This window comes from Aeromonas molluscorum, from assembly GCF_051376105.1.
In the GTDB taxonomy this organism is placed as follows: domain Bacteria; phylum Pseudomonadota; class Gammaproteobacteria; order Enterobacterales; family Aeromonadaceae; genus Aeromonas; species Aeromonas molluscorum.
Genome location: NZ_JBPQCY010000003.1, coordinates 395,001 through 419,488, shown reverse-complemented (window position 1 = coordinate 419,488; position 24,488 = coordinate 395,001). Strand labels below are relative to the sequence as shown.

The 24,488-nt window shown below is 59.2% G+C and carries 17 protein-coding genes, 1 tRNA gene, 2 rRNA genes and 2 pseudogenes (1 of these 22 only partly in view); 14 read left to right on the top strand and 8 right to left on the bottom strand.

All coding sequences use genetic code 11. The features are described from left to right. From ACSMDR_RS21215 to ACSMDR_RS21185, 7 genes and pseudogenes are all read left to right on the top strand, one after another. Positions 1 to 433: pseudogene (locus ACSMDR_RS21215) on the top strand (type VI secretion system tip protein VgrG); the annotation flags it as partial. Further along, complete coding sequence (locus tag ACSMDR_RS21210; protein WP_254196505.1) at positions 430 to 1,224, top strand: DUF4123 domain-containing protein; 795 nt, start codon at positions 430 to 432, stop codon at positions 1,222 to 1,224. The pseudogene ACSMDR_RS21215 and the gene ACSMDR_RS21210, both read left to right, overlap by 4 nt. Then, positions 1,224 to 2,393 carry a hypothetical protein gene (locus ACSMDR_RS21205; protein WP_436469598.1) on the top strand — a complete coding sequence of 390 codons (1,170 nt, stop codon included), beginning with the start codon at positions 1,224 to 1,226 and terminating at the stop codon, positions 2,391 to 2,393. The genes ACSMDR_RS21210 and ACSMDR_RS21205 overlap by 1 nt, the downstream gene beginning before the upstream one ends. A gap of 20 nt (positions 2,394 to 2,413) precedes the next feature. After that, entirely contained in the window at positions 2,414 to 3,097 is a 684-nt protein-coding gene (locus tag ACSMDR_RS21200; protein WP_436469597.1) for a DUF2931 family protein, read from the top strand. A 202-nt stretch (positions 3,098 to 3,299) separates the two neighbouring features. Next, positions 3,300 to 3,996, top strand: a pseudogene (locus tag ACSMDR_RS21195) (DUF2931 family protein). Positions 3,997 to 4,293: 297 nt separating this feature from the next. Next, positions 4,294 to 5,661, top strand: coding sequence for an SEL1-like repeat protein (locus tag ACSMDR_RS21190; RefSeq protein ID WP_436469596.1), 1,368 nt, complete (start codon positions 4,294 to 4,296; stop codon positions 5,659 to 5,661). A gap of 195 nt (positions 5,662 to 5,856) precedes the next feature. Beyond that, positions 5,857 to 7,869 carry an LTA synthase family protein gene (locus tag ACSMDR_RS21185; protein ID WP_436469595.1) on the top strand — a complete coding sequence of 671 codons (2,013 nt, stop codon included), beginning with the start codon at positions 5,857 to 5,859 and terminating at the stop codon, positions 7,867 to 7,869. A gap of 85 nt (positions 7,870 to 7,954) precedes the next feature. Here the strand turns inward: ACSMDR_RS21185 and ACSMDR_RS21180 are convergent, their stop codons facing one another. After that, entirely contained in the window at positions 7,955 to 9,046 is a 1,092-nt protein-coding gene (locus tag ACSMDR_RS21180) for a glycosyltransferase family 4 protein (protein WP_436469594.1), read from the bottom strand. Positions 9,047 to 9,222: 176 nt separating this feature from the next. Further along, the gene (gene rfaD / locus ACSMDR_RS21175; RefSeq protein WP_005900567.1) at positions 9,223 to 10,179 is read right to left on the bottom strand and encodes an ADP-glyceromanno-heptose 6-epimerase; all 957 of its coding nucleotides are present in this window, start codon (positions 10,177 to 10,179) and stop codon (positions 9,223 to 9,225) included. 148 nt (positions 10,180 to 10,327) lie between these two features. Between rfaD and ACSMDR_RS21170 the strand changes: the two genes are divergently transcribed. The 5 genes from ACSMDR_RS21170 (at position 10,328) to ACSMDR_RS21150 (ending at position 16,649) form a co-directional block, all read left to right on the top strand. Then, positions 10,328 to 10,978, top strand: a complete 651-nt coding sequence (locus ACSMDR_RS21170) for a TetR/AcrR family transcriptional regulator (protein WP_005900572.1) — start codon at positions 10,328 to 10,330, stop codon at positions 10,976 to 10,978. A gap of 362 nt (positions 10,979 to 11,340) precedes the next feature. After that, positions 11,341 to 12,534 (top strand): glycine C-acetyltransferase, encoded by a 1,194-nt coding sequence (locus ACSMDR_RS21165; protein ID WP_042044113.1) that lies wholly within the window; start codon positions 11,341 to 11,343, stop codon positions 12,532 to 12,534. A gap of 78 nt (positions 12,535 to 12,612) precedes the next feature. Beyond that, complete coding sequence (tdh, locus tag ACSMDR_RS21160; RefSeq protein WP_005900576.1) at positions 12,613 to 13,638, top strand: L-threonine 3-dehydrogenase; 1,026 nt, start codon at positions 12,613 to 12,615, stop codon at positions 13,636 to 13,638. Between the two features lie 190 nt (positions 13,639 to 13,828). Further along, positions 13,829 to 14,278, top strand: coding sequence for a c-type cytochrome (locus ACSMDR_RS21155; protein ID WP_005900578.1), 450 nt, complete (start codon positions 13,829 to 13,831; stop codon positions 14,276 to 14,278). An 85-nt stretch (positions 14,279 to 14,363) separates the two neighbouring features. Further along, positions 14,364 to 16,649, top strand: a complete 2,286-nt coding sequence (locus ACSMDR_RS21150) for a putative bifunctional diguanylate cyclase/phosphodiesterase (RefSeq protein WP_436469593.1) — start codon at positions 14,364 to 14,366, stop codon at positions 16,647 to 16,649. 57 nt (positions 16,650 to 16,706) lie between these two features. Here the strand turns inward: ACSMDR_RS21150 and rep are convergent, their stop codons facing one another. Then, positions 16,707 to 18,719: a DNA helicase Rep gene (gene rep / locus ACSMDR_RS21145; RefSeq protein WP_436469592.1), complete on the bottom strand. Its 2,013-nt coding sequence runs from the start codon at positions 18,717 to 18,719 to the stop codon at positions 16,707 to 16,709. Positions 18,720 to 18,863: 144 nt separating this feature from the next. On the opposite strand from rep, the gene ACSMDR_RS21140 reads away from it, so the two are divergent. Together ACSMDR_RS21140 and ACSMDR_RS21135 are read left to right on the top strand one after the other, a co-directional pair. Next, positions 18,864 to 20,084, top strand: coding sequence for an aminotransferase class V-fold PLP-dependent enzyme (locus ACSMDR_RS21140; RefSeq protein ID WP_436469590.1), 1,221 nt, complete (start codon positions 18,864 to 18,866; stop codon positions 20,082 to 20,084). Positions 20,085 to 20,098: 14 nt separating this feature from the next. Further along, a complete protein-coding gene (locus ACSMDR_RS21135; RefSeq protein WP_040319112.1) occupies positions 20,099 to 20,536 on the top strand; it encodes a SufE family protein in 438 nt (145 codons plus the stop codon). Between the two features lie 50 nt (positions 20,537 to 20,586). Here the strand turns inward: ACSMDR_RS21135 and tcdA are convergent, their stop codons facing one another. The 5 genes from tcdA to ACSMDR_RS21110 form a co-directional block, all read right to left on the bottom strand. Further along, entirely contained in the window at positions 20,587 to 21,405 is an 819-nt protein-coding gene (gene tcdA / locus ACSMDR_RS21130) for a tRNA cyclic N6-threonylcarbamoyladenosine(37) synthase TcdA (RefSeq protein ID WP_436469588.1), read from the bottom strand. Between the two features lie 104 nt (positions 21,406 to 21,509). Next, complete coding sequence (modF, locus tag ACSMDR_RS21125) at positions 21,510 to 22,958, bottom strand: molybdate ABC transporter ATP-binding protein ModF (RefSeq protein WP_436469611.1); 1,449 nt, start codon at positions 22,956 to 22,958, stop codon at positions 21,510 to 21,512. A 274-nt stretch (positions 22,959 to 23,232) separates the two neighbouring features. Then, a tRNA-Asp gene (locus ACSMDR_RS21120) sits at positions 23,233 to 23,309 on the bottom strand. Between the two features lie 97 nt (positions 23,310 to 23,406). After that, positions 23,407 to 23,521, bottom strand: a 5S ribosomal RNA gene (gene rrf, locus ACSMDR_RS21115). Positions 23,522 to 23,649: 128 nt separating this feature from the next. Beyond that, positions 23,650 to 24,488: ribosomal RNA gene (locus ACSMDR_RS21110) — 23S ribosomal RNA — on the bottom strand (it continues 2,051 nt past the right edge of the window).

Below are 24,488 nucleotides of genomic sequence, written 5' to 3'. Positions count from 1 at the left end.
CAATGACCACCTGACGGTAGAGGGCGAGAAGCGTGACCACATCAAGGCGGACTACTCGCTCACGGTCGATGCCTCCCTGCATCAGAAGCTGGCCCAGTCGCTGCTGGTTGAGGCTGGCCAAGAGGTTCACATCAAGGTCGGCAACAAGATTGTGTTGGAAGCAGGCTCCGAGCTGACCCTCAAGGTCGGCGGTAGCTTTGTGAAGGTTGACCCCAGTGGCGTCACCCTGGTCGGCCCCACCATCAAGATGAACTCTGGCGGTAGTCCCGGCTCAGGCTCAGGTTGGGCTGGTCAAATGCCCGGCTTACCGGGGGCTGTCAAAGTACCACCCGCACCACCAGCCACTATCCCGGCGAGCGTCATTCAAAAGAGCATGGAGTCTATGGCTCCGCTGGTGAAGCCCTGCCCCTTTGCCCAGGGAGGTAAGGAATGACTTTTCAAGAGTGGCGTAGCCAATATCCCGGCCCACTGTTTGCCATCGTCGATGCTGCGCTCGATACCACTGCTGTTGCAGACTACTGCAACCAGGGCGGTACGAATGCAATCCCCTTGTTTGCCGGTACGGCGTTTGCGGACCAAGCCGAACAAGGTCCTTGGCTACTGCCCGACCCAGCTCCCGAGTTTATCGCGGCTCACCCGCAACTGGGCGGCGTCTACGTCACAAGCGATGCCGCTATCGACGTTGTCCACCAGCACTGGCAAAGCCTGATAGAGGTAGCCTTCGAAGGGGAAGTGATGTGGCTGCGTTATGCCGATAATCGGGTCTTTCCCAAGATGCTGGCCACAATGAGCCAGCAGGAGCTCGATGATGTGCTGGGGCCCTGCTCAAGCCTGTGGGCCAACGACAGTGCGTGGCAGCGCACACCTGATACCGAATTGACTCCCCGCCAAGCCCCTTGGTTTCGCGTCCAGCCTCACCACCTGGCACCGCTGTATGACGAAAGCCGTCACGCCTACATCCTCTCTCGCCACTTCTGGCAACGGATGGAGGATATGATGGCGCGCCATCCCAATCCGGAAGCCGCCATTACCACCGTCCTCAAGCAGGCCAATCAAGCTGGGCTGGCAGGCGACGTCCTTGATGGCGTGGTGGCAGGTGCTCTCACACTGCAGGCAAGCATGACGCTGGATGCCATCAGAGCACCGTTGATGCTGACCGACGACGAAATGGCTCAGGTGAATAACTGGCTGAACAAACACCCTGATTTGATAGGAGCTGTGTAATGGCTATCAGTGCCCACTGCATCCCCTGTGAGAAGAACAACTGCTGGATTGAGATAGACGTTCGCGACGAACAAAACCGCTCGTTCAAGGGGCAAAAGGCCACCTTGACCGATGCCACTGGCACCAGCAAAACCGTGACCCTGAAAGATGGCCCAACCCTGGTACAAGGCTTTGCGGTGGGGCCGGTCACGGTCAAGCTGGAGACCCAGCCCTGGCTCAAAGTCGCCCAATCACGTGAAGCCCTGAAAGAGGGCGAAACCAGCCAGGTTCCCGCTTATACCGACAAACTCTTCGGACACGACGATGTAAAGCGCGAACACATCAAGGTGACTTCCGGCGACCTTTGTCTCACCGACCCCGAACAGCCGCTACCGGAAGGGCACAAAGCTGGGCAAGCTCAGCCGCCACGGTTTATCACCAAACACTCCTACGTGATTGAGGTGAAAGGCTATCAGCTGAATACCCTGCGTATCGGGGTGTTCTTTGATGGCACCGCCAACAACTTGGGCAACCCCAATAGCGATCCGGCCCTGACCGAGTGCATCGAGCTGGAGCGATTTATGAGCCAGGAACGAGTATCAACCCCGGATACGGAGAGCCGTGCCTACCAAAAAGCCAAAGCCTATGCCGAGGAGAAAAAGGCCATGGGCTGGGTCAATCGCATCAACCCCAACCTGCCCCGTGGCGCAGTGCCAACCCTGGGGGCAATCAGCCTGAAGCCCTACTCCTTCCGGCGCCCCGAAGGCAAGAACAATGCAGGCCCCGGCAAGAAGTCGGTCTATGTGGAGGTGCTGATGAACCGGGTGGTGGAGGGGGAATACTCCCGTATCCCGCTCCATATGATGGTGGAAGCGGGCCGCGCCGTGGGGGTGCCGTTCCAAGATTGGGATATCAATGATCCTTCTCTGACCTTGGCTGCAGGAGCAATCAAACAACCAGAGGTTAATTTGACGAAGCTGGATCAGCATTGGGCCCAGGCGGCCATAGCCCAGGGAGTATCCAAGAGCCTGGCTTATCAGTTGTCGCCGGATACTTATAAGGCGCTGCGTCGTGACTATCTGCACCACAGTGCCAGCAATCAAGGACTCGCCAATCCGGCCAATACCAATAAACACGAGCCCAGCATCAGCAAGGAGAGACGCGAGCTGATAGGGAACAAGGAGTCATGATGCTAACGCGATGGATATTCATGCTGGGGTTGCTCTGTCCCTTGTTGGCCTGTGCGGCGCAAGAGCCGATCAAGCCTTTTGCCTGGCGTTACGGTACAGGCAGCAATATTGATAGCTTTTGCACCACCAAAGCCGAGTTCTATCGACAAAATAAATTGGTGGTTGGCTATCCAGGAGGAGGCTGCAATGCAGGGGCTCCCCATAAAGACATCATCAATCAAAAATACTACTGGGCGGGCGGCGGTGGTCTGCCTACTGACGGCGTGCCCGTACCCGATAGAGCCGTGGTTGAAATGGTCTCGTTTCATGATCGAAAACGCTACCGCATCAAGGTGGGCTTGCCCGCCGATCTCGAGCAGCAGATGCGCCAGGTTTATTTAGTCCAAGGGCGTTATGACAGGCGAAATCGCCTCTACTTTGGCCTGGCACCCGGTGGTTATTTTGAGGTTGTGCTAACCGGAGGAGGATTACAGCTCAGCCCTGACCTGCTGCTCACTCGCGGTATCGCCGAAGAGGTCACCGATGATTGGCGAGATAAGGCTATTCCGCTACCAAAGCAGTATGAAAAGCGCTGGTCTGGATTCGACAAGAAATATGGCGAGCTATTCAAGCAGCACCCAGTACCACTCGGTATGGACTGGGCCCCCATCATGGATGACTACCGCGCCAACCAACCCAAGACGGATCTTAAGCCAGTCAACTAGACACTCTTGACCACAATGTTGGCCATCTCATTCAGGTAGCCAACATTCCTTCTCTACATCTTCATTACCATCCTGTGCTCCCTGGCTATACGCACCGCAGTGTCAGCAACCAGGGCATTGCCAACCCGGTAAATACCAATAAATATGAGCCCAGCATCAGCAAGGAAAGGCGAGAGTTGATAGGGAATGAGGATCTATGAATATGAGATATGTCGTCGCGTTGTTGGGGGTCACCCTGTCATTGATGGCCTGTACCGCTCAGCAGCCCATTCCTCGTTTTGCTTGGGACTACGGCACTGGCAGTAATATTGATAGCTTCTGCACGACCAAAGCGGAGTTCTATCGACAGAACAAAATGGTGGTTGGCTATGCCGGGGGGGGGTTGTAATGCTGGCGCGCCCCATAAGAACATCATCAATCAAAAGTATTACTGGGCTGGCGGTGGTGGTCTCCCTACTGACGGCGTGCCCGTACCCGATAAAGCCATTATCGAAATGGTTTCCTTTCATGACCGTAAACGTTATCGCATCAAGGTGGACCTGCCTGCCAATCTGGAGCAGCAGATGCGCCAGGTCTATTTGGTTGATGGACGTTATGACCGCCGTCGCTGGCTCTATTTTGGGTTGGCCCCTGGTGGCTATTTTGAGGTGGTGTTGAAAGGTGGAACATTGAAACTGAAACCCGATCTGCTGCTCGCCCGCGGTATTGCCGAAGAGGTCACCGACGATTGGTATGACAAGAAAGTTCCGGTGGTCCGCCAATATGGCATGGATGATTTCGACAAGAAATATGGCGAGCTATTCAAACAATACCCGGTACCGCTCGGGATGGACTGGGCTCCCATCATGGATGACTACCGCGCCAAGCAACCCAGGACGGATCTTGAGCCAGTCAACTAGACACTCTTGACCACAATGTTGGCCATCTGCATTCAGGCGGTCAACATTCGCTCTCTACACCGTCCTTACCATCCTGTGCTCCCGCTGAAAGTCACCGCGACGGCTGGCCGGAAAGAGGCCCCCTGAGCCAAGCCCAACCTCTGGACAACAAGCAGGGCAGTCCTCAAGCCCAAAGGAATAGAAAGATCGGGCATCCTCGATGCCAGCAATATGCGAATAGTCCTGATACGGCAGCTAACTGTCCCAACCAGCCATTCGCCAACAGCCATTCACTAACCACTCCGTGAACCAAGTACCATGAAAAAACTCTCCCCCGTATTGCTTGTATTACTGCTCGCCGGCTGTGCCAGCCAGTCCAGCCACGTATCCGACGCCGAGTTGCAAACCGCCGCCCAGCAGGGCCAGGGTCAGGCCCAGTATGAGCTGGCCGAGCGACTGGCTGCCAAGCCTGACTATCCCGCAGCCATGGGCTGGATGAAGCGGGCCAGCAAGCTTGGCACTCTCAACACAGACGCAGAGCTGAGGGGAAAGGCGGCGCTGCAGGTCGGCAACTGGTATCAGGCCGGCCTGGGTGAGCCCAGAAACCTGACTCGGGCCAGAGAATGGTGGCAAAACGCCACCAGGCTCGGCAACGAGGAGGCCGGTTATCAACTTGGCCTCGATTGCCAGACTCGCCACGGGGGCAAGTTGGTCGAGGAGTGTCTCGACTGGCTGACCCCGGCCGCCGAAGAGGGCCATGCACAGGCTCAGTTGCTGCTGGGACAGTGGTATGCCACTCAGCCCGATGGCAGCGAGGAGGCGCTGTACTGGCTGACCGCGTCCGCCAAGCGGGGAGATCGCCAGGCTCAGTACCAGCTGGGTCAGCGTTATGAGCAGGGGCTCGGCGTCACCCAGAGTCAAGAGATCGCCACCCAATGGTATAAGCAGGCCGCCGACCAGCAACAGTCCGATGCCCTGCTGATCCTTGCCAAACGGGCCGATGCCAAAGAGGCCACCGATCTCTACCAAAGAGCCGCCGATGGGGGCTCCGCCGAGGCGCAGCTCTGGCTGGGCCTGGCCTATATGAAGGGGGATCCTCTGGCACACAACCCGAGCCAGGGACACTACTGGCTCACCCTGGCCGCAGGACAGGGCAACCATGAGGCCGAGTATCAGCTCAGCTTGCAGCAGAGCGAGGCCGATCAGCGGGAACGCTGGCTGACCCTGGCCGCCGATGGCGGTGTGGCCCGCGCCCAGTACGATCTGGGTCAGTTGCACCAGCAGGCGGGTGATCTCGAGGGGGCAAGGCGCGAATATGCCAGAGCGGCGGCGCAGCATGAGCTGGATGCCCGCTACGCCTATGGCGAGATGCTCCGCCTGGGCCAGGGGGGCAAGGCCGACTATGGCGCCGCCTTCAAAGAGTACCGCCTGGCCGCCAATCAGGGCCACCAGCCGTCCCAATACCGCATGGGCATGATGCGTGAACAGGGGCTGGGGGCGCCGCGCAACCAGATCCAGGCCTATGCCTGGTACCTGCTCGCGGCCACCAATGGCGAGCCGCAAGCCTCCCAGGCGCGCGACGAGCTGGAACAGACCCTGCAAGCCAAAGAGAAACAGGCGGGCCAGAAGCTGGCGCAACACTGGTACACCCGACAGGGCGGCCAGGCTCAACATTTCCAGGGTTGAATCCGGCCAGCCGCTACGCTGATGCAAGAAACCATTCACGGCGCGCCGCGAGTTCCTTATCATAGGAGGCTGATGCCGCCCGCTTCGATGAGAAGGGGCTGTTATTCCAACCGGGCAGCTGCGCTCGGGGGTCGGCATCAAGGCATTCTATCGGCCCCCTGGGGCCGGTTTTATTAGTAGTGAATGGACATTCTTATGTATCAAACTCGACTGCGCACCCTGCTGCTTACCCTGGGCTACCAGCTGATCTGGCTGGTGCTGATCCTGATGACAGCCCGTTATCTGATGTTGAGCCACTTCGTCGAACCCGGGCAATTGCAGAGCCGGGCCGACGATGTGCGGCGCATGTGGTTGACCGGGCTGCGCTATGACCTGCGCATCGCCGGCATGGCGCTCTCCCCTTTCGCCCTGGCAGGGCTGCTACTGGCGGCTGGCGAGCGTAGTTGGCAAGGAGTGCAGACCTGGGCCCCGCGCCTGCTGGGCGTGATTGCCTTCCTGATCGGTGCCGTCGCCATCGGCAACTATTACTATTACCAGACCTACCATACCCACATAGACGTGTTCGCCTTCGGCCTGATGGAGGATGATACCCAGGCCGTGCTCGGCAATATGTGGCAGGACTACCCCATCATTCAAAGTACCCTTGTCGCTCTGCTGCTGGGCTGGCTCTCAGCCCGCTGGGCCGGGCGCACCCTGGTTCATCGGGATCGCAAGCCCTGGCCGCTGGCCGCTTTCATCGTCTATCTGCTGGTAGCCCTGACCCTGCTGTTTGTCATCAGCCGTGGCAGCGTGGGTACCTTCCCCCTGCGCCGCGGCAACGCCCAGGTCTCGGATCTGCTCGCCCTCAACAAGCTGACTCCGAACGGTTTCATGGCCATTGACTGGGCCATCAAGGACAGGGAAGAGGATATCGCCTTCAACCCGGTCAGCCATGCCGAGGGAGAGACGCTGCTCGCAGAGGTTGGCCTGGATTCCCTGATGGCGCGCACACCGCACAACCCCTGGCTCGCCGAGCACAAACCCAATGTGGTGATGGCATTGATGGAGAGCTTTGGCAGCAACATGCTGGCCTTCGATGAGCCGGGCAAGAATGACCTGCTCGGCAGCCTTCGCCCGCACTTCAAAGAAGACTTCGTATTCAAGCGCTTCCTGTCGGAAGACAATGGCACTGCCCCCTCTCTGGCAGCCCTCTTCTTTCACAGCCCTGCGCAAAACATCAGCCATAGCTCTGCTCAGCACCAGACCCTAAGCGGCACCCCCTTCGCCCTTTACAAGCAAGCAGGCTACAAGCTGATCTTCATCTCCCCCGGCAACATGATGTGGCGCAATCTGGTCAACTATCTGCCGGTACAGGGGGTCGATGAGGTCTATGACCAGAACGCCCTGATGAAGCGTTATCCTCAGGCAGCCAAGGAGATCACCGCCTGGGGGGTGCCCGATGACTACGCCTACCGTCTGGCGAAAACCCTGTTGGAGGAGGCGAACCAGCCGCTCTTCATCAGCATTCTCACCATCACCAATCACCCGCCTTATGAGACGCCGGCCCGCTATCAGCCACAACCCATCGCCACCACGACGGCGGTCATGGCCCATGCCGAGGATGGCACCATAGAACAGACCAATATCCTCAAGACCTATCAGTTCGCCGCCGATGCCCTGGGCCGCTTCGTCACTGCCGTCAAGGGATCGCCCCTGGGGGAGAAGACGCTGATCGCCGCCAGTGGCGATCATCAGATGCGGCGCCTCAGAGCCTTCTATCCTCGCGAACAGGTACTGGACCGGGCCGTGCCCTTCTACCTCTATGTGCCCAAGCCGATACTGGCCCACAGTCCGTGGCGCTTCGATCCGTTGCGAGTCGGCTCCCACAAGGACATCTTCCCGACGCTTTACAACTTTAGTCTGTCGGATTCCCCCTACCAGACCCTGGCCGGGCGCAACATGCTGGCGCCGGTCGACGATCCCAGCCGGGCCTTTGGCTACAACGTCACGCTCTGGCTCGATGACAAGGGAGCCTATCCCATGAGCGGCAAACCCACGTTCTACCCCTGGCAGGATGAGCAGCATCTGACGGTCTCCGAACAGGGGGAGCCGGTCGACAAAGCCCAGCAGCAGCGTCAACAGGCTCTGCCTGAGCTGCTGCGCTGGCAGCTCAACAGCCGGGTAAAAGGCTTTCTGGATCCAGAGCCGGATGGGCAAAACAGCCCGTAATTGACCCATAGCAAAAAGGCTTCCCTCGGGAAGCCTTTTTCATGGGCGGCGACGGCCACCGCCACTCATCATGGCAGATCCATTCTTATGCCAGGTAGCGGCGAGTCAGCTCATCCAGATGATGGCTCATGCTGAACTCCCGCTCGGCCCGCTCCCGGGCCGCCACCCCCAACCGCTGGCGCAGCGACTCATCCACCAGCAAGCTGGCTATCTGGCCGGCGAGAGCGGCCGGGTCGGTGGGGGTCGCCAGCAGGCCCGCCTCCCCCAGCACTTCGGGCACGGCCCCCGTGCTGGCACCGACAATCGCCTTGCCCGCCGCCATCGCCTCGATCACCGTCAGGCCGAACGCCTCGTTATGGGAGGGGATGGCCACCAGATCCATGGCTTGCAGCATGCGCTGGGTATCGCGGCGAAACCCGGTCAGCAGCACCCTCTCCTGCATGTCCGCCTCGGCGATGCGCTGGCGCAGTGCCGCCACCACCGTTTCGTCCGACCCTTCGCTGGCCTGAGTACCGCCCACGATCAGCAGGTGCAGCCTGGGGTGCGCCTGCGCCAGCAGCAGGAAGGCCTCCAGCAGATCGGGCTGGCCCTTGCCCCGGCCAATCCGGCCCAGTACCCCGAGCAGCAGGGCATCCTCTGCTATCCCCAGTTCGGCGCGTATCTCCGCGGCGGGCTCATCGCACCGGGTCAGATCGGTGCCAAGCCAGAGCCGCTTGATGCGCGAGGCCGGCAGCGGCAGCGCCTTGAGGTTGCGGCGGCGGGTCTCGTCGCTGATGGAGAGCACCAGATCCACCTTGCCGTAAATCCAGCGATGAAGCAGATCCCGCTTAGGACGAGTAGCCCCCATGTGCTCGGTGAACAGCAGCCGCAGCGGCAACAGGCGCTTGAGCAGGGTCCCCAGCAACAAATCTCCGGACTTGTGGCAATGCACCAGCCGGATATCTCGCGCCTTGATCCAGCGCCGCAGGCTGAGCAACTGGAACAAGGCCTGACCACGGGAATCGACCTCGAACACCTCGAACCCTTGCGCCTTCATGCCCTCGGCCACCTTGCTGCCGCGCAGCGCCAGACCATGGACCCGCCAGCCGCGCTCCATCATGCCGCTGCCGACCCGTAGCGGATACATCTCCAGCCCCCCCCACCCTTTGGAGAGGCAAATATGCAGTAACTGTGTCATGTCACTCCTCATATCGTCACTCAGGCTCGACCCAAACAGACAGGGCGCCAAATAAGGCGCCCTGTGATGACATTGGCTCGGCCCACCTAGCTCAACGGCTTAGCGGCTTGACCAGCTCATGTAGTCAGCCACCGGCTTGAACTCATCAGCGGCGCGCAACCTGAGCTCAGGTCCGCTTAGCGGTTCAACCAAGCCATGTAATCGGCCACCCCTTCGGCCACCGTCTTGAACTCACCGTCATAGCCGGCGGCGCGCAACCGGGTCAGATCAGCCTGGGTGAAGCTCTGGTAGCGGCCCCGGAGGTGATCCGGGAAGGGGATGTACTCTATGCTGCCCTGCTCATGGTGCTTGATCACCGCCTCGGCCACACTCTGGAACGGCTCTGCCCGGCCGGTACCACAGTTGAAGATGCCGGACTGCTGCGGGTTCTGCCAGAACCAGAGGTTCACCTTGCAGACATCATCCACATAGATGAAGTCACGCATCTGGCCGCCATCGGGGAAACCGTCGCAACCTTCGAACAGCTTGGGATTCTCCCCCTTCTTCACCTGGGTGTTGAGGTGGAAGGCAACCGAGGCCATGGCATCCTTGTGCTGCTCGCGGGGGCCATAGACGTTGAAGTACTTCAGGCCGACGACCTGGGAGTTGATCTCCGGCAGCCAGCGGCGCACGTACTGGTCGAACAGCTGCTTGGAGTAGCCGTAGACGTTGAGGGGCTGCTCGAACCTGGGATCTTCGATGAAGTTGTCGTTGCGGCCACCGTAGGTCGCTGCGGACGAAGCATAGATGAAGGGAGTCTCACGCTCGATGCAGTAGTGGAACAGGTCCTTGGAGTACTCGTAGTTGACCTCCATGATGAACTTGCCGTTCCACTCGGTGGTCGCGGAGCAGGCGCCTTCATGGAAGATCACCTCGATACCGCCATCCCACTCCTCAAACTCGTCACCGGAGACAATACGCGCCTGGAACTCGTCCTTGTCCATGTAATCGGCAATGGTCAGGTCGACCAGGTTGACGAACTTGGTGCCATCGGTCAGATCGTCGATGACTACCACATCGGTCCGCCCCATGGCATTGAGTTGCTTGACCAGATTGCTACCGATAAAGCCTGCACCGCCAGTTACTACGATCATGGAGTTTGCCTCGCCTGCGTTGATGCCCACGTGTGACGGCCGATTAAAGCTGTGTATAGTGAGCCAATTTGAAATTGCCGAAAAGTTTATCACGGGCCGCCAGGGGATACGACCTCGACGCAAGGCGGGCCCGGCAGAGGGACCAGCGATGAAAACCAGAGACAGGATCATTCACAGCGCCACCGAACTGTTCAACGATCAGGGCGAGCGCAACATCACCACCAACCATATCGCCGCCCACCTCGGCATCAGCCCGGGCAACCTCTATTACCACTTTCGCAATAAAGAAGACATCATCCACTCCATCTTCGACCAGTATGCCCGCCACCTGAGCGAGAGCTTCACCCCGGCGCGCAGCAAGGAGATCAAGCTCGATGAGCTGATGGGCTATCTGGATGCCATCTTCTATCTGATGTGGCAGTTCCGTTTCTTCTACGCCAACCTGCCGGACATCCTCAGCCGCGACGAACTGCTGCAACAGAAGTACCTCAAGGCCCAGGAGCAGTTGCGCTCCGCCGTGGAGGCCCTGCTCAAGAGCCTGCGCGAGGGGGGCATCATAGCGGTCAGCGACCAGGATCTGCCGGATCTGGGCCAGACCATCAAGATGGTGGTGACCTGCTGGATCCCGTTCCAGATTGCCCAGGCCCCCAATACCCGTATCACCAAACCGCTGCTCTATCAGGGGGTACTGCGCGTGCTCTTCCTGCTGCGCCCCTATGTTGAGCCCCAGATCAGCGAACAGATCCAGCAGCTCGAACAGCACTACCGTCAGCTGGCGCAGATAGATGGCCGAGTCTGAGCAGCAAAAGGGGGCTGTTGCCTGGCAAGCAGCGGGCTCCGTCAACAGACTTCCCTTGAATTGCATTGTCGCCATATGACTTCGGAATATGCCTGAGCAAGCAGCTTTTTCAGGAACCGGGGGGCAGCACCCTGTTTATCTATCACCCGTTTGGGCCGCTGATAAATCTTCGCCTGTCACAACTCAATTGACCCCTCTTGTCAGTCTCAATGCTGACGCGGAGCCTCCCTGACACAACTCGACGGGTGATCTGTTTCACAGATGTTGAATATCAGCATAAAAATTTGAATTGATGCGGCGAAGTTGCAGTAAAATGTTGCCCAATATTGATACAAGGCTGTAATAGCCAATGAGGATCGAGGATGTCTAACGGATTCTATCGTCACCTGACCGAGCAGCTTGAGCAAGTGCAAGCTGAGGGCCTCTACAAGCAGGAACGCATCATCAGCTCGGCACAGCAGGCGAGCATCGCCGTTGGGCAGCAGCAGGTGTTGAACTTCTGCGCCAACAACTACCTCGGTCTGGCCAATCACCCCGAGCTGATTGCCGCCGCCAAGGCCGGCCTCGACAGCCACGGCTTTGGCATGGCGTCGGTGCGCTTCATTTGCGGCACCCAGGACAGCCACAAGGTGCTGGAGCAGCAGCTGTCAGCCTTCCTCGGCACCGAGGACACCATCCTCTACTCCTCCTGTTTCGATGCCAATGGCGGTCTGTTCGAGACCCTGTTCGGTGCCGAAGATGCCATCATCTCCGACGCCCTCAACCACGCCTCCATCATCGATGGGGTCAGGCTGTGCAAGGCGAAGCGCTATCGCTACGCCAACAACGACATGGCCGATCTGGAAGCCCAGCTCAAGCAGGCGCAAGCCGATGGCGCCCGCTTCAAGCTGATCGCCACCGACGGTGTCTTCTCCATGGATGGCGTCATCGCCGACCTCAAGTCCGTGTGCGATCTGGCGGACAAATATGATGCCATGGTCATGGTGGATGACTCCCACGCCGTCGGTTTCATCGGCGAAAACGGTCGTGGCACCCACGAATACTGCGACGTACTGGACAGAGTCGACATCATCACCGGCACCCTGGGCAAGGCCCTCGGCGGCGCCTCCGGTGGCTACACCTCGGGCAAGAAAGAGGTGATCGACTGGTTGCGTCAGCGCTCGCGCCCCTATCTGTTCTCCAACTCCCTGGCGCCCTCCATCGTCTCGGCCACCCTCAAGGTGCTCGAGCTGCTGGAAAGCGGCCATGCCCTGCGCGCCCAGCTCAAAGAGAACAGCGATTACTTCCGCGCTCGCATGAGTGCCGCCGGTTTCACCCTGGCTGGCGCCGATCACGCCATCATCCCGGTGATGCTGGGTGACGCCAAGCTGGCCTCCGAGATGGCGAGCCGCATGCTGGCCGAAGGCATCTATGTGGTGGGCTTCTCCTTCCCCGTGGTGCCCAAGGGCCAGGCGCGCATCCGCACCCAGATGTCTGCCGCCCACACCCGTGAGCAGCTGGACAAGGCCATCGATGCTTTCATTCGCATCGGCCGCGACCTGAACATCATCCAATAATATGAGGGGCCAGCAGGCCCCTTTTTAAAAGACCCATAGCTCCACCTCTGCACCGGGCCCGGCCCGTGAGGAACCGTCATGAAAGCACTCTCCAAACTCAAATCCGAACCCGGCATCTGGATGACGGATGTGCCCGCCCCCGAGCTCGGCCATAACGATCTGCTGATCAAGATCCGCAAGACCGCCATCTGCGGCACTGACATGCATATCTACAACTGGGACGAGTGGGCCCAGAAGACCATTCCCGTGCCCATGGTGGTCGGTCATGAATACGTGGGCGAGGTGGTCGCCATCGGCCAGGAAGTGCGTGGTTTCGCCATCGGCGATCGCGTCTCCGGCGAGGGCCACATCACCTGCGGCCACTGCCGCAACTGCCGCGCCGGTCGCACCCACCTGTGCCGCAATACCGTCGGAGTCGGCGTCAACCGCCCGGGCAGCTTCGCCGAGTACCTGGTCATTCCCGCCTTCAACGCCTTCAAGCTGCCGGACAATATCCCCGATGAGCTGGCCGCCATCTTCGATCCCTTCGGCAATGCCGTGCACACTGCGCTCTCCTTCGACCTGGTGGGTGAAGATGTGCTCATCACCGGGGCCGGCCCCATCGGCATCATGGCTGCCGCCGTCTGCCGCCATGTCGGAGCCCGTCATGTGGTGATCACCGACGTCAATGAGTACCGGCTGGAACTGGCCCGCAAGATGGGGGCAACCCGCGCCGTCAACGTGGCCAAGGAGAAACTCTCCGATGTGATGGCGGATCTCGGCATGACCGAGGGCTTCGACGTCGGACTGGAGATGTCCGGTGTGCCCTCCGCCTTCCAGGACATGCTGGCCAAGATGAATCATGGCGGCAAGATAGCCATGCTCGGCATTCCCCCCTCCACCATGGCGATCGACTGGAATCAGGTCATCTTCAAGGGCTTGTTTATCAAGGGGATCTACGGCAGGGAAATGTTTGAGACCTGGTACAAGATGGCAAGTCTCATCCAGTCAGGTCTGGATCTCAGCCCTATCATCACCCACCACTTCCATATCGATGACTTCCAGCAAGGCTTCGAAGCCATGGGATCAGGCAAATCTGGCAAGGTGATCCTCAACTGGGATTGATGCTCTCGAAGCGACCTTTTATCCAGAAACCCGGCCCAGGCCGGGTTTCTGCTATAACCAGCACAGGGAGCAGGGAGGCAGATCTGGCGCACAGACTGCTTAACACTTCACACACAAGCGTTTAAATGCTTGTAACTATTCGGTTATAATCCCGCCGTTTCTAGGGATAATAAGAGCCTGCTGGGAGTACATGAGCGTGTTGAGAAAACTGAGCTGTTTACTGGTCGCCGGCATTACGGTTGCCAGCCTGTCCGGTGCCGTGTTTGCCGCCGACGACATGTCGCCGGACGCCATCGCCGAGCGGATCAAGCCCGTAGGTGACGTCTATACCGCCAAGGATCTGGAAGGAATAGCCCCGGCGGCCACCACTAGCACTGCCTCTGCTGGTCCCCGTGATGGCGAGACTGTCTACAAAGGCGCCTGCTTCGCCTGTCACGATACCGGTGCCGCCGGTGCGCCCAAGCGTGGTGACAAGGCAGCCTGGGAGCCCCGCGTTGCGCAAGGTTTCGATACCTTGCGCAAGCATGCCCTCGAAGGCTTCACTGGCACTCACGGCGTCATGCCACCGCGCGGTACCTGTGCCAGCTGTAGTGATGAAGAGATTGAGAATGCCATTCACTTCATGACAGATAAAATCTAAGTCATTGAAAGGGCCGCAATTGCGGCCCTTTTATTATCATGGCTTGCGACTACCCTTGTAGAGTAGCGTCACCCGGGAGTCCATGATGTTTGCTAACCCTCTCGATCAAGATGCACATACCTTGCTGGCACTGGTCAGCACCATCCTCGCCTTCCCGTCCCCCGAACAGGCCAGTGAGGCGGATTACCAGCAGCTGTTTGATGACCTTGAACAACTCTGCCCCCTGCACCAGATAGGCCTGCTCGGTCTCAGCGCCCAGGGTCCTGTCTGGCTGTTCGAACGCAATCTGGATCCTATCTTCAAAGGTCAACTCGGTCGGGAAGAACCGGGCTTGAGCGAGCGCCTGATGGCCCTGGATGGTGAGCAGGGCTGGTGTGTGCTGCCAATCCGCGAGGGCCGGGCACGCTGGCTGCTGGTTCAGGGCGACGTTCAGGACCAAGCCAGTCTCAGATTGCTGCTCGAATGCCTGGCCAAGCGACTGGCTGAAGCCAATGCGCACGCCAGGCTGGCCGAACCCGCCTCACCGCTGATCGGCAGGGATCCTGCCTGGCAGCACAAGATAGAGCAGATCAACCGCATCCTGCGTCTGGCCAACAGCCTGCCAACCCCGGCGTTGTTGACCCAGCTGGATGCCGTGCTGCAGCATATTCTGGGGACACATCAACTGCGGCTGGTGCGCCTCGGGCGCAGCGAGATAAGCCATCTCTATCCAAGTCAGGATCCGGGGGATGATGATGTCATCCGCCAACTCTGCCACGAAACCAATCCGACCGAACGGGAGCTGGGCAACCAGTACTGGTACAGCACGCCCCTGCGCCTGCAGCAGCACTATTTCGCACATCTGCTGCTGGCGACCACAGCGCCGCTGGGCACGGATGATCGCCTCTTCCTCGATTTCTTGCGCAACCAGCTCACCCTCTTGCTGGAACTGGGCCAGATCCGGCAGCAGCTGAACGAATTCAACTCCCCGGACCAACTCAATCACCGGCTGCAGCTGCTGCGTCAGGCCAACCTGCGCCTGCAAAAACAGCTACGCCAGCATCAGGAGCTGGAACGCAAGCTGCAGTTCGACGCCCTGCATGACCCCCTCACCGGCCTGCCTAATCGCAGTCTGTTAATGAACCACCTGCATCACGCCATGAGCCACTATCACCGCCATGGCGGCGTCGGCTTCACGGTGATCTTTCTCGATATCGATCACTTCAAGCAGATCAATGACGAACTCGGCCACAACAACGGGGATCTGCTGCTCAAAGAGCTGGGCCGCCGCCTGCAAAGCTGCCTGCGCCAGAATGATCTGCTGGCGCGGCTCGGCGGCGACGAATTTGTCATCTATCTGGATAACAGCATGGGTGAAGAGGGCGCAAGCCCGGTACTGAACCGCATCATCAGTCGGCTCGACTACCCTTTCAGGCTGGCTGGCAAAGAGGTCGCGGTGACGGTGAGCATGGGGGTGGCCAGTGTGTCCGAGCAGAGTCTGGATGTGAGCGAGTTGCTTCATCAGGCGGATCTCGCCATGTACCAGGCCAAACGCAATGGCCGCGCCCGGGTTGTCCACTACTCGGCCGAGTGCATGGCTCAGGCCTGGTCTTCACCGGAAATGCAGCTGAGTAATGCGCTGGCCGAGGGACGCATCATCCCCTATTTCCAGCCGGTGATCCGGCTTGAAGACAACTGCCTGGTGGGCTTGGAGGTGATGGCGCGCTGGATTACCCAGGAAGGTGAGCTCAAGGATGCCTTTGACTTCATCCCGCTGGCGGAACAGTGCGGCCTTATTGAGGCTCTGGATCACAAGATTCTACGCCAGAGCTGCCAGCAACTTCACCACTGGCAACCCCAGGCTGGTCTGCGCAAGTTCAAACTGGCCGTCAACCTGTGCGGCCAGCATCTGGCAAGTCCTGCCGCCGTGCAGGCGCTACTCGACATCCTGGAAGAAGAGGGAGCCAGCACCAGCTACTTCATCTTCGAATTCAACGAGCGGGAGTTGTCGCGCCAGCATGCGGATATCATCACTAGCCTGCATGAACTCAGGGCAAAGGGCATACAGATCAGTCTGGACGACTTCGGTTCCGGTTTTTCCTCTCTCAGCGCGCTGTTCCACTATCCGGTGGACTACGTCAAGGTCGACGATGGCCTCACCCACCGCATGCTGCAATCCCCCAAGGACTTGGCTCTGATCCGTGCCATGCGCGACATTTGTCGCGACCTCGATCTCAGCCTGGTGGTGGAAGGCATAGAGAGTCAGGCCCAGTTGCGCCAACTGATCGAACTGGCTTGCCCCTTCGGTCAGGGTCGCTACATATCGCCCCCCCTGCCGGGCAACGACATCACGCCGCTGCTGGGGGCAGACACCAGCCTGGATCCCGATTAACGCGGCTCACACGCAGAAGCCAGTATCCGCTGACTGGCCCCGAGCCAGAACAACCGGTTAATCCTTCTTGAACATGGCACGCAGATTGGCCACCCCGATCTGCCCCTTCTGCTGGCGCTCCTCGGCGGTCACCTTTTTCTGATTTTCCCACTCCAGATCGTCCTGGGGCAGCTCCAGCAGGAAGCGGCTCGGCTCAGGGCGTACCGACTCACCATATTGGCGCCGCTCCTTGCAGAGGGTGAAGGTGAGTTCGGTCTGGGCCCGGGTGATGCCCACATAGGCGAGGCGGCGCTCCTCCTCCACGTTGTCTTCATCAATGCTGGTCTGGTGCGGCAGCAGACCCTCCTCCATGCCCACCATGAAGACATAGGGAAACTCCAGCCCCTTGGAGGCGTGCAGCGTCATCAACTGAACCTGATCGACCTCATCTTCCCCCTCGTTGCGCTCCATCATGTCGCGCAGGGTAAGACGAGTCACTACTTGGGCGAGCGTCATGGCCTCTTCCAGCTCATCCCCCTCCAGCATCTCGGTGATCCAGCGATAGAGGGTGGAGACGTTCTGCATCCGCATCTCGGCAGCCTTGGGGCTGGGCGACGTCTCGTAGAGCCACTCTTCATAGTGGATCTCCTTGATCATGTCCCGTACCGCCTCCACCGGGTTGCCCCGCAGCGCCTGATCGCCAAGCCGCACCAGCCAGTTGGTGAAGGTCTGCAAGGAGGCAAGTCCCCGGCCAGACAGATGCTGCTCCAGCCCCAGTTCGAAGCTGGCGGCAAACAGGCTCTTGCCACGCTGGTTGGCATATTGGCCAAGCTTTTCGAGGGTAGTCGGGCCGATTTCCCGGCGCGGCAAGTTGACCACGCGCAAAAACGCCGTGTCCTCGTCCGGATTCACCAACAGCTTGAGGTAGGCCATGATGTCTTTTATCTCGGTGCGCGAGAAAAAAGAGGTTCCCCCCGAGATGCGATAGGGGATGCGGTTGGTCATCAGCGCCTTCTCGAAGATGCGCGACTGATGGTTGCCCCGGTAGAGGATGGCGTAATCCTTGAAGCTGGTGCGATTCATGAATTTGTGGCCCATCAGCTCCGCGGCGATCCGCTCCGCCTCATGCTCCTCGTTCTTGGCAAACAGCACCTTGATCGGCACCCCGTTGTCGAGCTCGGAGAAGAGTGCCTTGTCGAACACATGGGGGTTGTTGGCAATCAATATGTTGGCGCATTTCAGGATGCGCCTCTTGGAGCGGTAGTTCTGCTCCAGCTTGATGAGCTTGAGGCTGGGGAAATCTTCGTTGAGCAGCACCAGGTTCTGGGGCTTGGCGCCACGCCAGGAGTAGATGGACTGGTCATCGTCTCCCACCACGGTGAAGCGGGCCCGTTCGCCGACGATCTGCTTCACCAGCTCGTACTGGCTGGTGTTGGTATCCTGATACTCATCGACCAGCAGGTAACGGATCTTGTTCTGCCAGCGGGTGCGCACCTCGTCATTGCTCTTGAGCAGCAGGGTCGGCATCACGATGAGATCATCAAAATCCAGTGCATTGTAGGCCACCATCTGGCGGTGATATCGCTCATAGAGCTGGGCCATCAGCACCTCTTCCGGCCCCTGGGCGATACGCATGGCGCGGGGGGGCAAGATGAGGTCATTCTTCCAGTTGGAGATCTGGCTGATAAGGGCCGACAGCTTGTCTTTATCGTTATCGAGTTCGGCTTCAGTCAGCTCCTTGAGCAGGGCCAGCTGGTCGGTGTCGTCGAACAGGGAAAAATTCGCCTTGATATTCAAAATCTTGTGTTCACGGCGAATAATATCGAGACCCAACGTATGGAAGGTGGACACCATCAGCCCCCGCGCCTCTTTGCGGCCCAGGGTCTGACCGACCCGCGCCTTCATCTCCCGCGCCGCCTTGTTGGTGAAGGTGACCGCGGCTATGTTGCGTGCGTCATAGCCGCACTGCTGCACCAGATGGGCAATCTTGTTGGTGATGACGCGGGTCTTGCCCGATCCGGCGCCCGCCAGCACCAGGCAAGGGCCGGAGACGTACTTGACCGCTTCGTTCTGATTGGGGTTGAGCTTCATGGGCCGGATCTCTTGGCTTATGATGAGGGGCGGCATTGTATCAGAGATAGCCGTATCAGCCGAAATGGGCACGACACTTCGCCTTGTGTTTGCGCGCCTTTTTCCGGATCATGACCGACTTTTCCAAGAGATGATGAGGGGAGCATGAACCTGCAAGAACACGCCCGGCTGCGCGACCAGTTTCCGGCTCTGGCCCAACAGGTCAATGGCCACCCTCTCGTCTATCTCGACAATGCCGCCACTACCCACAAGCCTCATGCCGTACTGGCCGCGACGGACGGCTTCTATCGTGCCGACAACGCCAACGTGCATCGCGCCGCCCATGCCCTGAGCGGTCGCGCTACCCTCGCCTTCGAGGCCGCCCGCGAGACCCTGGCCCGCTTTATCAATGCCCCTCATCAGCGCGAGATCATCTGGACTCGCGGCGCCACTGAAGCAATCAACCTGGTGGCCCAAAGCTGGGGGATGAGCGAGCTCAAGGCGGGGGACGAAATTATCCTCAGCACCCTAGAGCACCACGCCAATATCGTGCCCTGGCAGCTGATCGCCCAGCGTACCGGCGCCATCATCAAGGTGATCCCCCTGGACGAGCGTGGCGATCTGGATATGGCGGCCTATCGGGCCTTGCTCAATCCACGTACCCGGCTGGTGAGCGTCGCCCATGTCTCCAATGCCCTGGGTACCGTCAATCCGGTGGCTGAGCTTGTCGCCGCAGCCAAGACGGTCGGCGCCCTGACCCTGATCGATGGCGCCCAGGCGGTGGCTCACCTGCCGGTTGACGTGCAGGCCATCGACTGCGACTTCTACGTTTTTTCCGGCCACAAGCTCTATGGCCCGACCGGGATAGGTGTGCTCTGGGGTAAAACCGAGCTGCTGACGCGGATGCCGCCCTGGCAGGCCGGAGGCGAGATGATCGACAGGGTCAGCTTCGCAGGCACCAGCTTCAACGCCCTGCCCTTCAAGTTTGAGGCCGGTACCCCTCATATCGCCGGTGCCATCGGCCTGGCGGCCGCCGTCGACTTCCTGCTCGCCCAGGACAGGGGAGCCATAGCGAACGCCGAAGCCGCGCTCATGGCGCGGCTGGTCAGGGGTCTGAAGCAGATCCCGGGACTGCGTCTCATTGGTGAACCGATGCAACGATCCGGCGCCGTCTCCTTCCTGCTCGAGGATATTCACCCCCAGGATGCCGCCACCTTGCTCGATATGCAGGGCATCGCACTGCGGGTCGGCCATCACTGCGCCATGCCACTGATGGAGAGCCTTGGTATCAGTGGCACCATGCGGGCCTCCTTGGCCTGCTACAACAATCAAGATGATGTAGATGCCCTGCTGACGGCGCTGCACAAGTTAAGTGACTTCTTTTAAGGCGGATGACCGGCATGAACACTCTCGAAAGCTATACCGCCATCGGCATTGAGCCAAACGCCGAAACCCTGCGTCAGCAGTTTGCAGCAGCCCATGGCTGGGAGAACCAGTACCGCCTCATCATCCAGCTCGGCAAGCAGCTGCCGGTATTGCCGCCCGAGTGGCAACAGGAAGATCATCGCCTCAAGGGATGCGAGAGTCAGGCCTGGTTGAGAGGGGAGAGGAGTGAGGATGGTTGCTGGCACTTCGCCTGCGACTCCGATGCTCGCATCGTGCGCGGTCTCATTGTGCTGGTCCTGGCAGCCTTCAATCACCAACCCGCAGAGGCGATCCAGGCTTTTGACATCGAAGCTTATTTCAGCGAGCTGGGGTTGGAGAAACACCTGAGCCCGTCGCGGGGCAACGGGCTCAGGGCCATAGTGCAGGGGATACGAGCCCTGGCCGCCAGCTGAGTCACTGCGCCAATATGATTGATGTAAAAAGAGCGCCATAAGGCGCTCTTTTATTGCTGCGAGTCAACAACGACCCTGTCGGCCCTGGCACCTCGTTCGGCAATCTTCTTCAGCACCCGGGATGCGGCGACCAAACCGAAAGTGGCGGTGACTGGTGTCACGGCACCAAAACCCGAGGCGCAATCCATCTTCATGTTGCCGTCACTGGTCGCCTTGGCGTGACAGGTACCGCCATTGCCGTCCGGGTAACTCAGCTGCTCGGTGGAGAAGACACACTCCACCCCGAACCTGCGTGCCGGATTCTTGCTGAAGTTGTGCAACCGGCGCAGATCGGAGCGCACCTTGGCGGCCAAGGGGTCCTGCACCGTCTTGGCAAGGTCAGCGACCCGGATCTGGGTCGGATCCATCTGGCCGCCAGCGCCACCTGCCACTATCACAGGGATCTTGTTGCGCTTGCAGAAGGCGATGAGCGCCACCTTGGCTTTGACCGAATCGATGGCGTCGACCACATAATCGAACTCGACCCTGATGTGCTCGGCCAGGTTGTCAGCCGTCACGAAGTCGTCCACTTCGGTCACGGTGCAATCCGGGTTGATGGCACGAATTCGCTCGGCCATCACTTCCGTCTTGAGGCGGCCAACCGTGCCTTGCATGGCATGGATCTGGCGGTTGGTATTGGTGATGCAGATGTCATCCATGTCAATCAGGGTGATCTGGTTGATGCCGGCCCGGGCCAGAGCCTCTGCCGCCCAGGAGCCAACCCCGCCGATCCCCACCACGCACACCTTGGCCTGGCTGAAGGCGCCCAGCGCCTGTTGGCCATAGAGGCGGGCAATACCCCCGAATCGCTGTAAATAATCTGCAGTCATACCGTCACCTTGTTTGAAGGTCGCCATTATACCTGCCTCGTCACTCGGGTGCAGCCTGAACACAGCTGCTGAGAAGCTTGCACCAGCGCACGGCAATCCCCCTCTCATAACACTTCGACAAGATGGTCATTCAGGCCCCGCAATGTGAGCCTGTGACTGATGCAGTCCGGCGCATCCTCCGGATGATGGGAGACAAAGAGCAACTGGCTGCGCCCCTGACTCACCAGGAGGCTGATCCAGTGACGTACCAGCTGGCGATTGACCGCATCCAGCCCCTGCAGGGGTTCATCCAGGATCAGCAAGGCCGGGTGCTTGACCAGGGCGCGCACGATCAACAGCAGACGTTGCTGGCCCCAGGAGAGCTGCTGAAAGGAGCGATCTGCTTGATCCGCCATGCCAAGCAGGGTCAACCAAGCCAGCGCCAGCTTGCGCTGTCTGTCCGTTGGCCGCGCATAGAGCCCTATGCTGTCGTAGAAGCCGGACAACACCAGGGTCAGTGCCGAACAGTTGACCCTGTAGTCCTGATGCAGGCTCGAGCTCACCAGACCTATATGGCGTTTTATCTCCCAGATGGTCTCACCACTGCCGCGCCGGCGGCCAAACAGGGTCAGGTCATTGGCATAACCCTGAGGATGATCGCCGCATACCAGGCTGAGCAGGGTGGATTTGCCCGCTCCGTTGGCGCCGCACAGGTGCCAGTGCTCCCCGGGGGCGACTCGCCAATCCAGTCCTTCGAAAACCGTCTTGCCACCGTAGCTGACTCGTCCCTGGTGCAGTAACACCAGAGGCTGTTGTGCAGCCAGCGGTTCGGGGGAACGATCAGCTTCAGGCAAAGGCAAATTGGCCAGGCTCTGTTGCCGCGCTGCCGCCAATAATCGAGCCGATGCCAGCACCTCTTTGCGCGCCCCTTGAGCTATCAAGGTTCCCTCCTCAAGCAATCCCATGAAGCCGACCCAGTTCGGCGTCTCTTCGATGCGATTCAAGATAAGGATCAAGGTGATACCGCTCTGCTTGAGCATGAGCAAGGCTTCGGTCAATTGCTGGCGAGAGGTCTGATCCAGCCCCTCGAAGGGCTCATCGAGCACCAGCAAGCGGGGCTGCGCCATCAAGGCCTGACAAAGCATGGCCTTGCGTGTCTCACCCGTCGATAAATAATGAAAGGGTCTATCAAGCAGATGGGTGATACCAAATTGCGCCGCCAGTGCCTCACAGCGTTCCCCATCCCTGTGTTCAGTCTGGATCAACTGTCGGGTGAGCCAGCCCTCCTCTTCCTCGGCCAGCAGCCAATCGCTATTGCGCTGTTGCCAGTCGGCCGCCAGCCAGGTCTGCAACCGCTCAAGGGAGATGAGCGCCAAGGGGGCTAAATCATGTTCAAAGACCCCCGCGCTGGGGAGCAACTCATCGGCCAGGATCCTGGCAAGAGTCGACTTACCGCTACCATTGCCGCCAATAAAGGCCCAGCACTCTCCCTCTGCAATCTCTAGTGCCTTTACGGTAAAAATCCGACCCTTGCCCAGCATAAACTGGGCATCCAGGCTGCCTATCCTTGCCATCACGTCTTATCCCTATGCTTTGAACCTCGAAATAGACTGCAGGCCTGCCGTCAAAAATCCAAGTAAAAGCTGGCGTGGTCCATCATCAAGAGCGTCTAGACATAGCCAGAACAAAGAACATGTGATGACACTCAGGGTAATGATGGCACGGGGGAGACAGGCTAAGGATTGGATTGCCAGCTGGGGACAGGAGCAGATCTGATGCCTTTTGCCGTTGCTCACTGGCGCAAAAAGCAAAAAGGCCTTCCCGAATGGGAAGGCCTTCTCTATTTAGTGGCGGAGCGGACGGGACTCGAACCCGCGACCCCCGGCGTGACAGGCCGGTATTCTAACCAACTGAACTACCGCTCCGCAATTTGGCTAGCGCTATGCTAAATCTTCTGCCGTTTCATCGAGGTGTCATCCTCTCGGCCAATGATGTGAACGACACATCATTGTCTAATTAGGAGCCTGGCAGTGTCCTACTCTCGCATGGCGAATGCCACACTACCATCGGCGCTACCGCGTTTCACTTCTGAGTTCGGCATGGGATCAGGTGGGTCCACGGCGCTATGGCCGCCAGGCAAAAACTTCAATCTCGGAAAGCTGACGTGAGTAACGACTTAGTGGCTGTTGCCATCGCTATCACTGAATTAGGTAGTAGTTCTTTGTTCACTTGCTACAAGCACCAGAAACACTTCTTGGGTGTTGTATGGTTAAGCCTCACGGGTAATTAGTATGGGTTAGCTCAACACGTCGCCGCGCTTACACACCCCACCTATCAACGTTGTGGTCTCCAACGGCCCTTTAGGACCCTCAAGGGGTCAGGGATGACTCATCTCAGGGCTCGCTTCCCGCTTAGATGCTTTCAGCGGTTATCGATTCCGAACTTAGCTACCGGGCAGTGCCACTGGCGTGACAACCCGAACACCAGAGGTTCGTTCACTCCGGTCCTCTCGTACTAGGAGCAACTCCCTTCAATCATCCAACGCCCACGGCAGATAGGGACCGAACTGTCTCACGACGTTCTGAACCCAGCTCGCGTACCACTTTAAATGGCGAACAGCCATACCCTTGGGACCGACTTCAGCCCCAGGATGTGATGAGCCGACATCGAGGTGCCAAACACCGCCGTCGATATGAACTCTTGGGCGGTATCAGCCTGTTATCCCCGGAGTACCTTTTATCCGTTGAGCGATGGCCCTTCCATTCAGAACCACCGGATCACTATGACCTACTTTCGTACCTGCTCGACCTGTCCGTCTCGCAGTTAAGCTGGCTTATGCCATTGCACTAACCTCCTGATGTCCGACCAGGATTAGCCAACCTTCGTGCTCCTCCGTTACTCTTTGGGAGGAGACCGCCCCAGTCAAACTACCCACCAGGCACTGTCCGCGAGCCCGATTCAGGGCCCTGCGTTAGAACATCAAACATACAAGGGTGGTATTTCAAGGACGGCTCCACGACAACTGGCGTCATCGCTTCAAAGCCTCCCACCTATCCTACACATGTAGGTTCAATGTTCAGTGCCAAGCTGTAGTAAAGGTTCAC

Excerpts from the sequence above, each read along its gene's own strand:
- ACSMDR_RS21155 (WP_005900578.1), top strand. The coding sequence starts at position 13,829 with ATGAGCGTGTTGAGAAAACTGAGCTGTTTACTGGTCGCCGGCATTACG.
- ACSMDR_RS21200 (WP_436469597.1), top strand. The coding sequence starts at position 2,414 with ATGCTGGGGTTGCTCTGTCCCTTGTTGGCCTGTGCGGCGCAAGAGCCG.
- ACSMDR_RS21135 (WP_040319112.1), top strand. The coding sequence starts at position 20,099 with ATGAACACTCTCGAAAGCTATACCGCCATCGGCATTGAGCCAAACGCC.
- tcdA (WP_436469588.1), bottom strand. The coding sequence starts at position 21,405 with ATGACTGCAGATTATTTACAGCGATTCGGGGGTATTGCCCGCCTCTAT.
- rep (WP_436469592.1), bottom strand. The coding sequence starts at position 18,719 with ATGAAGCTCAACCCCAATCAGAACGAAGCGGTCAAGTACGTCTCCGGC.
- modF (WP_436469611.1), bottom strand. The coding sequence starts at position 22,958 with ATGGCAAGGATAGGCAGCCTGGATGCCCAGTTTATGCTGGGCAAGGGT.
- ACSMDR_RS21185 (WP_436469595.1), top strand. The coding sequence starts at position 5,857 with ATGTATCAAACTCGACTGCGCACCCTGCTGCTTACCCTGGGCTACCAG.
- tdh (WP_005900576.1), top strand. The coding sequence starts at position 12,613 with ATGAAAGCACTCTCCAAACTCAAATCCGAACCCGGCATCTGGATGACG.
- ACSMDR_RS21180 (WP_436469594.1), bottom strand. The coding sequence starts at position 9,046 with ATGACACAGTTACTGCATATTTGCCTCTCCAAAGGGTGGGGGGGGCTG.
- ACSMDR_RS21205 (WP_436469598.1), top strand. The coding sequence starts at position 1,224 with ATGGCTATCAGTGCCCACTGCATCCCCTGTGAGAAGAACAACTGCTGG.
- ACSMDR_RS21150 (WP_436469593.1), top strand. The coding sequence starts at position 14,364 with ATGTTTGCTAACCCTCTCGATCAAGATGCACATACCTTGCTGGCACTG.
- ACSMDR_RS21165 (WP_042044113.1), top strand. The coding sequence starts at position 11,341 with ATGTCTAACGGATTCTATCGTCACCTGACCGAGCAGCTTGAGCAAGTG.
- rfaD (WP_005900567.1), bottom strand. The coding sequence starts at position 10,179 with ATGATCGTAGTAACTGGCGGTGCAGGCTTTATCGGTAGCAATCTGGTC.
- ACSMDR_RS21210 (WP_254196505.1), top strand. The coding sequence starts at position 430 with ATGACTTTTCAAGAGTGGCGTAGCCAATATCCCGGCCCACTGTTTGCC.
- ACSMDR_RS21190 (WP_436469596.1), top strand. The coding sequence starts at position 4,294 with ATGAAAAAACTCTCCCCCGTATTGCTTGTATTACTGCTCGCCGGCTGT.
- ACSMDR_RS21140 (WP_436469590.1), top strand. The coding sequence starts at position 18,864 with ATGAACCTGCAAGAACACGCCCGGCTGCGCGACCAGTTTCCGGCTCTG.
- ACSMDR_RS21170 (WP_005900572.1), top strand. The coding sequence starts at position 10,328 with ATGAAAACCAGAGACAGGATCATTCACAGCGCCACCGAACTGTTCAAC.